This window comes from Pseudomonas sivasensis (assembly GCF_013778505.1).
Classification (GTDB): domain Bacteria; phylum Pseudomonadota; class Gammaproteobacteria; order Pseudomonadales; family Pseudomonadaceae; genus Aquipseudomonas; species Aquipseudomonas sivasensis.
Window position 1 is genome coordinate 127440 of sequence record NZ_JAAOWU010000012.1, and the last position, 12779, is coordinate 140218.

The following is a 12779-nucleotide window of genomic DNA, read 5'->3' on the forward strand; positions in this document are numbered from 1 at the left end:
TCCCCCTCGGTTCATGCACCTCAAGGACGATCCGCACATGGCGGCTTCAAACAAATGGCTGATGTCGTCAGTCGCGTATTACCTGGATTTCTTCACCGTTCCCCTGTTTATCGGTCTGGCGCTCTGCCTGGCGCCACTTGATCCGCTGCAACTGCTCGCGGGCTTCATGGCCTGGACGCTGGTGGAGTATTCGGCACACCGCTTTCTGTTCCACTCGCTGTATCGCCACGAGCACTGGACCCACCATGTGGATGTGCTGGCCTATATCGGTGTGTCGAGCTGGAAAACCAGCTCCACCTTTGCGGCATTGCTGCTATCGGCCTGGTACGCCGGTTTGACCTCGGCGTTTGTCGGCGCGGTGACGGGCTACTTCTATTACATCTCGGTGCACTACGTGATGCACCGCCCGGCGCATTGGGCCTATCGATTTATTCCGGGGCTGGTGGCCAATCACGACCTGCATCATCGCAAAGGCATCGAGAAGAACTTCGGCGTGTCTTCACCGCTGTGGGACCATGTGTTTCGCACCTATATCCGCGCAGAGCGTGCCTGAAGCGCCTCTGAGCGATTGTTTTTATTACGAATAAATCTAGCGTCCCGTACACCGGCATTTCCAACCTTATCTACGCTCAAGCCCGTGCCAGGAGGCGCATTGAAGAGTCCATGACGGACCCACTGTCTCCTGGCGTCTGATGCCTAGGAGATACCGATGAGAATGGAAACCCATCGCCCCCGGCCCGGGTTCGGCTGTGCGCTGTTTGGCGCGTTGCTGAGCCCCCTGGTCGTCGCGGCCCCCACGTTGTCTACGCAAATACCCTTCGATGTCACGGCGACCCCGCCCTTCTCTCTCGACAGCCTGCAAGCCAACTTCGATGAAATGTCGTGGCAGACGTTCATTGCGCTGAACTGGCCGGTCCTGGCCGATGGCAAGCCCAATACCGGCGTGCAGATCGGCCAGCAGGACGCGGCCACGGTGTGGGAAAGCTACAAGGAGAGCTACCAAATCTTCCTGCCCCAAGGGCAGAAACCAGCGGCCTGGCAGGCGCCGGCCAGTGTACCGGCGGCCTGTGAAGGCAAGGGGTCGGGGCGCTTGTTGCAGCAAATGGGCAAGGTCCCGGATGTGCTGGACGAGTTTATTCAGCCGTTTCAAAGCGGCCCGCTGGTGGACCAGAGCGGCGTGTACACGCGCAATGAAATCGTGGTTAACCAATCGATGTTCGACGGCATCGTCAACAATGGCCTGTACAGCATCCAGGGTCAGCAGGCATTTTTTGCCGCCAGTGCGACCAATGCGGTGGCATTCAGTTGCGGCAACCCGGCCACCAGTGACGTGGGTTCGTTGATGGTCAAGGCCTCGTGGAAGGTGCTGGACGGCAACGACAACCCCAGCAGTTTCCACACCGTCGATGCCCTGGTGTATACGCCAGGCAACAGCGACCCGAGCAAAGGGCCGGTGGTGGCCGAGTCCTGCGTTGCCGAGCCGGTGGGGCTGGTGGGGCTGCATATCGTGCATAAGACCACCAGTGCGCCGCAGTGGGTGTGGTCGACCTTCGAGCACGTTGACAATGTCCCGGAAAAAACCACGCCGCCTGCCGAGCGCAAAGGCCCGTACCTGTTCTACAACGCCAGCAGCCATGCCGAGGTCAACCAACCGCCGCCACGGCCCTGGAACCCGGCGGTAAAGGCCACGCCATCGCAGATCGTGCGCGAGATCCCTTTGACCGATGAAACCAAGGCGCTCAACAGCACTTACCAGAACCTGCTGCGTACGGTTAACCCCAACAGCGTCTGGGCCAATTACCAGTTGATCAGCACCCAGTGGCCTACCCTCAGCGGCCAGCCACCGTGCCAGATCTCGGCCACCAAACCGTTGGGCAATCCAGCGCCTTCGTTCCTCGCCAATGCAACGCTGGAGACCTATATCCAGGGCACGGTGCCCCAGGCGTCCTCCAGTTGTATCGCCTGTCACGGCAATGCCGCCACCCACGTGACGCAATCACCGCGCACCAGTTTCGCCGACTTCACTTACCTGCTCGAACGCGCTCAATCCACCGGTGTGACAAGGAGTCAGCCATGAGTACCGACTTGGACAATTTTACCGGCCTGAGCGTGGTGCTCACCGGCATCAATCAGGAACTGCTGGCGCCGTCGGTAGACCCCATCGGCCTGCCCACCCTGTTTCTGAATTTCGTTGGTCCTCGCGTGGGCCAAGACGTGCTCAGCGCCCTGCTCGCCCAATACGCCGCGCTGGCGAGCGAGCAGCAGACGCCGCAGCAAATCGGCAACGCAATCCTGATGCAGAACGGCCAACCCGCCGCCACGCAAACTGCCCAAGCGGCGCGCGCGATCATGAAACTGTGGATGCTCGGCGTGTGGTATCAGCCGTACGCCCAAGGCGCGTTCCCGGTGAACGAGCAAACCGTGGTCAGTGCCGAGGCCTACACCCAGAGCTGGGCGTGGAACATCGCCCAGGCCCATCCGATGGGCTACAGCGAGTTCTTCTTCGGTTACTGGAACAGCCCACCACCGAGCCTGGAAGACTTCACCGGGGTTACCGCCAGCCCACAGCCTGGAGCATCGTCATGAGTACCGAACAAGCAGACGTAGTGATCGTCGGTGCTGGCCTGGCGGGCAGCATCATTGCCTATCAATTGGGCTTGGCGGGGGTGAAGGTGCTGGTGCTGGAATCCGGCCCGGAAGTCCCGGCCAACCGAAACCAGTACCTGGAGCGTTTCTACACCGCCACGCTGAAGACCCCCGAGTCCCCCTATCCGCCGGTGAGCACCCTCAGTCCGACGCGCAACCCAGCCGAACAGAACGCACCGCGCGCGACCATCGCTGACCTGCTCGATGACAACTGGAAAAATCCCGAGGTCAGTTACCTGGTGCAAAAAGGCCCGTTGCCGTTCACCAGCACCTATGAGCGCGTCGGCGGCGGCACTACCTGGCATTGGGTCGCCACGTGCCTGCGCATGCTGCCGAATGATTTTAAGATGAAGACGCTGTACGGCGTGGGCGTGGACTGGCCGATCAGCTACAACGACCTGCAAAGCGCTTATTGCCGCGCCGAAGCAGAAATAGGCGTGGCGGCCAACGTCGCCGACCAGGCCTACCTGGGCATCACGTTCCCAACCAACTATGAATACCCGATGACCAGCATTCCGCTGTCGTTGGTGGATGGCAGCTTCGTCAGCGCGGTGCAGGGCCAATCGTTCCAAGGACTGCCGCTGGTGGTGAGCCCCACCCCAGCCGGGCGCAACTCGCAGCCGTATGCCGGGCGACGGGTGTGCGCAGGCAATACCAACTGCACGCCGATCTGCCCGATCCAGGCCAAGTACGACGCCACGGTGACCCTGAACAATGCGCTCAACACCGGCAATGTGCGGGTGCTGTACAAGACCGTAGCGAGCAAGGTCACGGTGGCAGCGGACAAGACTGTCAGCGGCATTGAGTTCATTCAGTATCAGTTGGGCGATGGGCCGGCCACCGGCACTGGCGTCGCGATCGGGCAGCGCTATGTGATCGCCGCCCATGCCATCGAAACGCCAAAACTGCTGCTCAACTCCACTAGCAGCGCCTGGCCCCAGGGCGTGGCCAACAGCAGTGGCCAGGTCGGTCGTAGCCTGGCGGACCACCCGATCTACCTGGCGTGGGGCTTGATGCCCGAAGGCAAGACGGTGTTCCCGTACCGTGGCCCGGTGTCCACCGCCGGCATCGAAAGCCTGCGCGACGGCGCCTTTCGCAGCCAGCGCGCGGCCTGGCGGATCGAGATAGGCAACGAGGGTTTCAACTGGCCGATCGGCGACCCGTACACCACCGTGGCCGACCTGATCGATGGCACCAACGTCAGCCGCACCAACCCACTGCCAAAGTCCACGGACGCGTCCCAGGTGCTGTTCGGCACGGCACTGGTGCAACAGCTGAACAACCTGCTCACCCGGCAGTTTCGGGTGGGGTTTCTGGTGGAACAAGTCGAGGACGATCCGAACAAGGCCAACTGCTACATCGTGCCGTCCAGTCAGTACAAAGACCGTCTGGGCATCCCGCGACCGGAAATCCATTACAACCTGTCGGACTACACCAAGGAAGGCTTCAAACAGGCGCGGATTCTTGCCAGCCACGTCATCACTGAGCTGCTGGGCGCCACCGAACTGACCACCGATATCAAGCCCGGTTTGTTTGAATACCAGGGCGAGTCGTACTCCTTCCAGGGTGCCGGGCACTTGATGGGCACCTACCGCATGGGCGCCGACCCGGCCACGTCGGTGGTCGACAAATACCAGCGCAGTTGGGACCACAACAACCTGTTCCTGGTGGGCGACGGCGTATTCCCCACCACCGGCACCTCCAACCCGAGCCTGACCATTGCCGCGCTGTCGATTCAGGCCGGCGACACCCTGTGCAACGACCTCAAAGCCGTCACCGTGCAGGTGCAAGCCAACCAGCCATGGCAAGGGACTGGCGTGCAAATCAGCGGCCCAAGCCCGCGTGTAGTGCGGTATGTCAGCGGCCATTGGCTGGCCAGCCCGGTCGGCGGCATGGTTGATGGCAATGGCAGTCCGGGGTTGATCGCCAAAGCGGGCTACACCCTGCCGGGCGCAAATGAAGGCGCGCTGGTTGGGCGTGTGGGCAGCAGCGGGACACCGTTTCTGGTGGGGGATCTGGCCGAGATTCCGCCGGGGCAGACGGGGGAATTGCAGCTGTGTATCAACGATGATCTAGAGGGGCGCTATGGCATTGGTTTGGGGGATAACCAGGGAGCGCTGACGGTGCAGATCGGGTTCGGTACAGCGTAGGGCCCACGGCCAAACACCGTCCGGTCGTTTTGACTGGACGGTTTCACCCGTCCATACGCCCACCTCAATGCGATGCCTGACACCCCAACCGCCACACCCTCTCAGTGCTTGTTGCGAACCACGCAACAGTCCTTTGTCATCACGCCCATTGATAGCACCCTAACGAAACCCCCATCCTAGAGGGCTAATCTCGCGCTTATATCATTCGCAATGATAGTTACCTTTGCTTCATTCGATTCGTGACATACCACCCCGCCGCGCATGATCCGCCCATCTCAAATACATTGGCGGATGCACCTCATGGAACAGTCACTCAAACATTTGCGCTTCCCCCTGGCGATTTTGGCCGTGGTGGTGATGAGCGCGTGCGGCAAGACCCCGGAACAAGCGGCCGCCATGCCAGCCGCCAAAGTCAGTGTGGCCAAGGTGCTGGAACAACCGGTGAACGAGTGGGATGAATTCACCGGCCGTTTGGAAGCACCGGAAACGGTGCAGATCCGTCCACGGGTTTCTGGCCAGATTGACCAAGTCGCTTTCACCGAAGGCGCTTTGGTCAAGAAAGGCGACCTGCTGTTCCAGATCGACCCGCGTCCGTTCCAGGCTGAAGTGCGCCGCCTTGAAGCCCAGTTGCAACAGACCCGCGCCGCCGCCACTCGCAGTGACAACGAAGCCCAACGCGGCGAGCGCCTGCGCCAGAGCAATGCGATCTCCGCCGAACTGGCCGACTCGCGCACCACCGCCGCCCAGGAAGCCCGCGCCGCCGTCGCCGGGATCCAGGCGCAGTTGGACCTGGCCAAGCTGAACCTGAGCTTTACCCGCGTAACCTCGCCAATCAGCGGCCGCGTCAGCCGTGCCGACATCACCGCCGGCAACCTGGTGACCGCTGACGTCACCGCGCTGACCAGCGTGGTTTCCACCGACAAGGTCTACGCCTATTTCGACGCCGATGAGCGCGTTTACCTCAAGTACACCGAGCTGGCTCGCCAAGGCCGCCGTGGCGCTACCACCCCGGTTTACCTGGGCCTGTCGAATGAAACCGGCAACCCGCACCTGGGCCAGATGAACTTCGTCGACAACCAGGTCAACCCGGCCACCGGCACCATTCGTGGGCGCGCCGTGTTTGACAACAGCAAGGGCGAATACACCCCTGGCCTGTACGCACGCCTGAAGCTGGTGGGCAGCGGCACCTACTCCGCCGTGCTGATCAACGATGAAGCCGTGGGCACCGATCTGGGCAAGAAATTCGTACTGGTGATGGACGGCGACAAACCGGCTTATCGCGCCGTGGAACTGGGGCCGAAGATCGAAGGTTTGCGCATCGTACGCAGCGGCCTGAACAAGGACGACACCATCATCGTCAAGGGCCTGCAGCGTGCACGCCCCGGCTCGCCGGTCGCCCCGGAAACCATTCCGATGGCCAGCAAAGAAACCCTCGCCGCCTTGGCCCAACAACGACAAGCGCTTGAAGCCAGCAACCTGGAACAAGTGGCGCCGGATAAAGCCGCGCCCAAACTTGCCAGCGTCGCGACTCCACGCGGTTAAGGGATACGACTCAAGATGAATTTTTCCAAGTTCTTCATTTCGCGTCCGATCTTCGCAGCGGTGCTGTCGCTGCTGATTCTGATCGCCGGCGCGATCTCGCTGTTCCAACTGCCGATCAGCGAATACCCGGAAGTGGTACCGCCGACCGTGGTGGTGCGCGCCAACTTCCCCGGCGCCAACCCCAAGGTCATCGGCGAAACCGTGGCCGCGCCGCTGGAGCAGGCCATCACCGGCGTCGAGAACATGCTGTACATGTCCTCGCAGTCGACCGCCGACGGCAAGCTGACCCTGACCATCACCTTCGCCCTGGGCACCGACCTGGACAACGCGCAGGTGCAGGTGCAAAACCGCGTGACGCGGACTCAGCCAAAACTGCCTGAGGAAGTGACGCGCATTGGTATCACCGTGGACAAGGCCTCCCCCGACCTGACCATGGTGGTGCACATCACCTCGCCGGATCAGCGCTACAACATGCTCTACCTGTCCAACTACGCGATCCTGAATATCAAGGATGAGCTAGCGCGGCTCGGCGGCGTGGGCGATGTGCAGTTGTTCGGCATGGGCGACTACTCGTTGCGTGTATGGCTGGACCCGAATAAGACCGCCTCGCGCAACCTGACCGCCACCGATGTGGTGACGGCGATTCGCGAGCAGAACCGCCAAGTCGCCGCCGGTGCCTTGGGCGCGCAGCCTTCACCTAACGACACCAGCTTCCAGCTGTCGGTCAACACCCAGGGGCGCCTGGTCACCGAAGAAGAGTTCGAGAACATCGTGATTCGCGCCGGCAATAACGGTGAAATCACGCGCCTCAAGGACATTGCACGGGTCGAGCTGGGCTCCAGCCAATATGCCCTGCGCTCGTTGATCGATAATCAGCCAGCGGTGGCGATCCCAATCTTCCAGCGTCCTGGCTCTAACGCCATCGACATCTCCAATGATGTGCGCGCCAAGATGGCGGAGCTGAAAAAAAGCTTCCCCGAAGGCATGGACTACCGCATCGCCTATGACCCGACGGTGTTCGTGCGCGGCTCCATCGAGGCGGTGGTTCACACGCTGTTCGAAGCACTGATCCTGGTCGTGCTGGTGGTGATCCTATTCCTGCAGACCTGGCGCGCCTCGATCATCCCGTTGGTGGCGGTGCCGGTCTCGCTGATCGGTACGTTTGCGGTGATGCACCTGTTTGGGTTCTCGCTTAACGCACTGTCGTTGTTCGGATTGGTATTGGCGATTGGTATCGTGGTGGACGACGCCATCGTGGTGGTGGAAAACGTCGAACGTAATATCGAGTTGGGGCTTGAGCCCTTCCCCGCCACTGAAAAAGCCATGAGCGAAGTGACCGGTCCGATCATCGCGACGGCGCTGGTGCTGTGCGCGGTATTCGTGCCAGCAGCCTTTATCAGCGGCTTGACCGGGCAGTTCTACAAGCAGTTCGCGTTGACCATTGCGATCTCGACAGTGATCTCCGCGTTCAACTCGCTGACCCTGTCCCCTGCACTGGCAGCGGTGTTGCTCAAGGGCCACAACGCGCCGAAAGATGGCTTCTCCAGGTTCCTCGACAAGCTGTTGGGTGGCTGGTTGTTCCGTCCATTCAACCGCTTCTTCGAAAAAGCCAGCCACGGCTATGTCGGCACCGTTCGCCGGGTGATTCGCGGCAGCGGCATCGCACTGTTCCTGTACGCAGGTCTGATGGTCCTGACCTGGCTGGGCTTTGCCCACACACCGACCGGCTTCGTACCGGCCCAGGACAAGCAATACCTGGTGGCCTTCGCCCAGTTGCCCGACGCCGCCAGCCTGGACCGCACTGAAAACGTGATCAAGCGCATGTCTGACATCGCCTTGAAACAGCCCGGCGTGGAAAGCGCTATCGCCTTCCCGGGCCTGTCGATCAACGGGTTCACCAACAGCCCGAACAGCGGCATCGTGTTCGTGACCTTGAAGCCATTCGATGAGCGCAAAGACCCGAGCATGTCCGCCGGTGCGATTGCCGGCGCGTTGAACGGCAAGTACAGCGACATCCAGGAAGCCTACATGGCGATCTTCCCGCCGCCACCGGTACAGGGCCTCGGCACTATCGGCGGGTTCCGTCTGCAGATCGAAGACCGTGGCAACCTGGGCTATGACGAACTGTACAAAGAAGTGCAGAACGTCATCACCAAGAGCCATGGCGTGCCGGAACTGTTCGGCCTGTTCACCAGCTACACGGTCAACGTGCCCCAGGTCGATGCCGCCATCGACCGCGAAAAGGCCAAGACCCACGGCGTGGCGATCAGCGACATCTTCGACACCCTGCAGATCTACTTGGGCTCGTTGTATGCCAACGACTTCAACCGCTTCGGCCGTACCTATCAGGTCAACGTGCAGGCGGAGCAGCAGTTCCGCAATGATTCGGACCAGATTGGCCAACTGAAAGTGCGTAACAACAAGGGCGAGATGATCCCGCTGGCAACCTTCATCAAGGTCAGCGACACCTCGGGCCCGGACCGCGTGATGCACTACAACGGCTTTATCACCGCTGAAATCAACGGCAACGCCGCACCGGGCTACAGCTCCGGCCAGGCAGAAGCGGCGATTGAAAAACTGTTGAAGGATGAACTGCCCAACGGCATGACCTATGAGTGGACTGACCTGACTTATCAGCAAATCCTCTCGGGCAACACCGCGCTGTTCGTGTTCCCGCTCTGCGTACTGCTGGCGTTCCTGGTACTGGCTGCTCAATACGAGAGCTGGAGCCTGCCACTGGCGGTGATCCTGATCGTACCGATGACGCTGCTGTCGGCCATTACCGGGGTGATCATCTCGGGTGGCGACAACAACATCTTCACTCAGATTGGCTTGATTGTACTGGTGGGCCTGGCGTGTAAGAACGCGATTCTGATCGTCGAGTTCGCCAAGGACAAACAAGCCGAGGGCCTCGACCCGCTGGCCGCGGTGCTGGAAGCCTGCCGCCTGCGTCTGCGGCCGATTCTGATGACCTCGTTCGCCTTCATCATGGGTGTGGTGCCACTGGTGTTGTCCAGCGGTGCCGGTGCCGAGATGCGTCATGCCATGGGCGTGGCGGTGTTCTCCGGGATGATCGGTGTGACCTTCTTCGGTCTGTTGCTCACGCCAGTGTTCTACGTACTGATCCGTCGTTATGTGGAGCGCAGCGAAGCGCGCAAAGCGGCCAAGGCCTTGAAGCTGGAGACACAGCAATGAGTGTGAAAGTATTCCTGCCGAGCTTGCTGGTACTGGCGCTGAGCGCCTGTGCCGTGGGCCCGGACTACAAGACCCAGACCCCGGAGGCGGCGAACATCACCGCCGCCGCGGACGCCAAGCAGTATGACCACGCCAAGTTCGAAGGCATCTGGTGGCAGCAGTTCGAAGACCCGACGCTTAACCAGTTGGTGACTCAATCGCTGCAAGGTAACCGCGATTTGCGCGTAGCGTTTGCCCGCCTGCGCGCTGCTCGTGCAATCCGCGATGACGCCAGCAATGATGCCATGCCGACGATTACCAGCCGCGTCAGCAGCGACCAGGGCAAGGGCCAGATCCCGGGCCAGACCACCCGCCGGGTCAAGACCGAGCGTTACGACCTGGGCCTGGACATGGCCTGGGAACTGGACCTGTTCGGCCGCATCCAGCGCAACCTGGAAGCCACCGACGCCGACCAGCAAGCCGCCGAAGCCAATCTATACCAGCTGCAAGTCACCCTGATTGCCGAACTGGTGGACGCCTACGGTCAACTGCGCGGCGCACAACTGCGTGAAAAGATCGCCCTGGACAATCTGAAGAACCAGCAAGATTCGCGCACCATCACCGTCAGCCTGCGCGACGCCGGTGTGGGTGACCAACTCGACGTGGAACGCGCCGACGCACGCCTCGCAGCCGTTGAAGCCAGCGTGCCGCAACTGCAAGCCGAACAAGTGCGCGAACGTAACCGCATCGCCACCCTCCTCGGCCAGCGTCCGGACAAGTTGAGCGTGGACCTGGGCCCGAAAGACCTGCCGGCGATTGCCAAGGCGTTGCCGATCGGTGATCCAGGCCAACTGCTGCAACGTCGCCCGGACATTCTCAGCGCCGAACGCAAACTGGCCGCCGCCACCGCACGTATCGGCGTGGCCAAGGCCGACCTGTTCCCACGGGTCAGCCTCAGCGGCTTCCTCGGCTTTACCGCCGGGCGCGGTTCACAGATCGGTTCGTCCGCCGCGAATGCCTGGGCCCTCGGCCCGAGCATCACCTGGGCCGCGTTCGACCTGGGCAGCGTGCGCGCCCGTTTGCGTGGCGCAGACGCCGAAGCCGATGGCGCCCTGGCGACCTATGAGCAGCAAGTGTTGCTGGCACTGGAAGAATCCGAAAACGCCTTCAGTGACTACAGCAAGCGTCAGCAACGCCTGATCTCACTGATCCGCCAAAGCGAATCCAGCCGCGCCGCCGCCGACCTCGCTGCCATCCGCTACCGCGAAGGCACCGTGGACTTCCTCGTCCTCCTCGACGCCCAACGCGAACGCCTCGCCGCGGAAGACTCCCAGGCCCAGGCCGAAGTGGACCTGTATCGCGGGATCGTGGCGATCTACAAGGCACTCGGAGGTGGATGGAAGCCAGACACCGTTGTAGCAACGGCGAAGTGATGTAAAGAGCTCCTTTGGTTGGTCGCATCCAACCAATTTTTAGCCCCGTGGCCTGTTTGGTCATGGGGCTTTTTTTTGGTCGGATACTTTTCAGGCGTGTGCATTGGGACGTGCCCCCCACACTCCCCAGCGATATCGGTCAGAACATTCTCCATTCACATCGCAAACTAACGTTGACCGATTCATGGTCGACAAGGAATGGAATGCTTAATACAAACAGCAGATTGATATGGGTATGGTCGTTACGAATGCATTCAGTGTTGATGACGAAACTTGGAGAAAGGAAAAATGCGAACCAAGCAATGAACGATCTTGCCTACTTTGTCGCCTCTGCGAACTATAGTTCCTCCGTAGGTGAGCGTGCGTATGCGATGACAAAAGGGAGCGGCGTCAACAAAACTCTCTCCATGCCGCTCCCGATTCTCGCTCAACGCCCAACGACACCCAAGATACCGCTATAACTCTCAGAAACACTCAAACATAAAGCGGACACATGTAACGACAACCCCATTAACAATGCAAACGACAGCGCAACATACCTTTTCATACATTCACCCTCTTAAACTCAACTTCATAAGTTAATGATCAACATTTCCGCATGCAATACATGCATTAAAACGACCTCACTCTTTCAGCTACCCATACGTTCTCCTCATAGCAGGCGCAGTTTTTTTTGCATTGAGTGCTTATGCCGCGACACCTGAGTAGGAGTCAGCGAATACATCGGTGAGAACCGCGCCACCACTGTGCATGAATTATAAATCCATGTAAGCCGGACACTTCCCCAAAAGCCGTAGGATCGCACTGTCAGACGTCGACGAAGGATATAGCTAGCTACTTCTTAGTCCTTTATACCCCGGGCACAAATTCGAATAACCTCATTCAACATCAAATTCCGGTAATGCCCAGGATTCGACCCCGCCCACTTGCGAAACGCCTCATAAAATGAGCTCGCAACCGCAACCTTGCAGTAATCTCGACAAATATGATCTGCGGTTCCGCCACCCACACAATCGCCCGTTCTTTGCGCATACGGCCTTGGGGCCTTCGGTTTCCAGCCAGGTGCCAGCAGGCAGTCAGAGATACGCTTTAGGAAGTTGCCCTCACGCTACCTTGCAGTATCTGTCAGACCATTCTGAAATTACAGCGCTGACTAAGGTTGGCCGGTCCTAGGTCGATAAGGGATGGAATGCTTAATACAAACAGCAGATTGATATGGGAATGCTCGTTACGAATGCCGCAGCCACGCTATCGAAGCAAACTGATGCTCGCGTAGTCAGAAATCCGACGATGGTGACAAATGCGTCCACTGTGAATGAAGAGGCCAAGGCGGCGGAGACACTGAAACTGAAGGATCAAGAAAAAACCAATAACTTAAAGGCATTCTTAAAAAATTATGACATGACATCTATTAGCACGTACAAGCTGAAAGATGTAGGAGGAAGGCTATACGAGGCAGGTCTGATAGATGGGAACACATTTAGTATGTTCATTTCCGGCGATGGCGCATTCGATGAAAATGGGCACCAGACAAAACAGGACGTTAAGTTGAATGCTATAGCGCTATTCAATGAGAAATATGAAGATCAACTGGCATATTTCAGTACCGACCGCTACTCGAAACCCGAAGATGTCACCTATATTCTTGGTGGAATGAAAAGTGCAAATCAAGTAATCAATGCCCTGGCCTATTTTGTAAACTCTGAAAATAACAACCTGTCGGTAGATGAGCGTGCCTGAGCCACGACTCGTAGAATTGCAGTGCAATCAACCGCGCATGAATTATCAATCCAAGTAAGCCGGGCACTTCCTAAAAGCTCGAAGGATCACGCTG

The 12779-nt window shown here is 59.5% G+C and carries 8 protein-coding genes and 1 pseudogene; 8 read left to right on the forward strand and 1 reads right to left on the reverse strand.

Going from position 1 to position 12779, the window contains the following annotated elements; genetic code table 11:
* The first annotated feature begins 37 nt into the window (after positions 1-37).
* From G9Q84_RS19585 to G9Q84_RS19615, 7 genes are all read left to right on the forward strand, one after another.
* The gene (locus G9Q84_RS19585) at positions 38-553 is read left to right on the forward strand and encodes a sterol desaturase family protein (RefSeq protein ID WP_181643927.1); all 516 of its coding nucleotides are present in this window, start codon (positions 38-40) and stop codon (positions 551-553) included.
* Between the two features lie 156 nt (positions 554-709).
* Complete coding sequence (locus G9Q84_RS19590; protein WP_032891300.1) at positions 710-2077, forward strand: hypothetical protein; 1368 nt, start codon at positions 710-712, stop codon at positions 2075-2077.
* Positions 2074-2586 carry a sorbitol dehydrogenase gene (locus tag G9Q84_RS19595; protein WP_181643928.1) on the forward strand — a complete coding sequence of 171 codons (513 nt, stop codon included), beginning with the start codon at positions 2074-2076 and terminating at the stop codon, positions 2584-2586. The genes G9Q84_RS19590 and G9Q84_RS19595 overlap by 4 nt, the downstream gene beginning before the upstream one ends.
* Positions 2583-4796, forward strand: a complete 2214-nt coding sequence (locus tag G9Q84_RS19600) for a GMC family oxidoreductase (RefSeq protein WP_181643929.1) — start codon at positions 2583-2585, stop codon at positions 4794-4796. The genes G9Q84_RS19595 and G9Q84_RS19600 overlap by 4 nt, the downstream gene beginning before the upstream one ends.
* A 300-nt stretch (positions 4797-5096) precedes the next feature.
* Complete coding sequence (gene mexE / locus G9Q84_RS19605) at positions 5097-6338, forward strand: multidrug efflux RND transporter periplasmic adaptor subunit MexE (protein WP_032891296.1); 1242 nt, start codon at positions 5097-5099, stop codon at positions 6336-6338.
* A 15-nt stretch (positions 6339-6353) separates the two neighbouring features.
* Complete coding sequence (locus G9Q84_RS19610) at positions 6354-9533, forward strand: efflux RND transporter permease subunit (protein WP_181643930.1); 3180 nt, start codon at positions 6354-6356, stop codon at positions 9531-9533.
* Positions 9530-10945: an efflux transporter outer membrane subunit gene (locus G9Q84_RS19615; protein ID WP_181643931.1), complete on the forward strand. Its 1416-nt coding sequence runs from the start codon at positions 9530-9532 to the stop codon at positions 10943-10945. Before G9Q84_RS19610 ends, G9Q84_RS19615 begins: the two co-directional genes overlap by 4 nt.
* 841 nt (positions 10946-11786) lie before the next feature.
* Here G9Q84_RS19615 and G9Q84_RS29390 read toward each other — a convergent pair.
* Positions 11787-11977 (reverse strand): annotated as a pseudogene (locus G9Q84_RS29390) (hypothetical protein); the annotation flags it as partial.
* A gap of 189 nt (positions 11978-12166) precedes the next feature.
* Here G9Q84_RS29390 and G9Q84_RS19620 point away from each other — a divergent pair.
* Positions 12167-12685 (forward strand): hypothetical protein, encoded by a 519-nt coding sequence (locus G9Q84_RS19620; protein ID WP_242461464.1) that lies wholly within the window; start codon positions 12167-12169, stop codon positions 12683-12685.
* Positions 12686-12779 lie beyond the last annotated feature (94 nt).

What these genes read in the sequence shown, in the direction of transcription:
- G9Q84_RS19585 (WP_181643927.1), top strand. Translation starts at nt 38, where the DNA reads ATGGCGGCTTCAAACAAATGGCTGATGTCGTCAGTCGCGTATTACCTG.
- G9Q84_RS19590 (WP_032891300.1), top strand. Translation starts at nt 710, where the DNA reads ATGAGAATGGAAACCCATCGCCCCCGGCCCGGGTTCGGCTGTGCGCTG.
- G9Q84_RS19595 (WP_181643928.1), top strand. Translation starts at nt 2,074, where the DNA reads ATGAGTACCGACTTGGACAATTTTACCGGCCTGAGCGTGGTGCTCACC.
- G9Q84_RS19600 (WP_181643929.1), top strand. Translation starts at nt 2,583, where the DNA reads ATGAGTACCGAACAAGCAGACGTAGTGATCGTCGGTGCTGGCCTGGCG.
- mexE (WP_032891296.1), top strand. Translation starts at nt 5,097, where the DNA reads ATGGAACAGTCACTCAAACATTTGCGCTTCCCCCTGGCGATTTTGGCC.
- G9Q84_RS19610 (WP_181643930.1), top strand. Translation starts at nt 6,354, where the DNA reads ATGAATTTTTCCAAGTTCTTCATTTCGCGTCCGATCTTCGCAGCGGTG.
- G9Q84_RS19615 (WP_181643931.1), top strand. Translation starts at nt 9,530, where the DNA reads ATGAGTGTGAAAGTATTCCTGCCGAGCTTGCTGGTACTGGCGCTGAGC.
- G9Q84_RS19620 (WP_242461464.1), top strand. Translation starts at nt 12,167, where the DNA reads ATGCTCGTTACGAATGCCGCAGCCACGCTATCGAAGCAAACTGATGCT.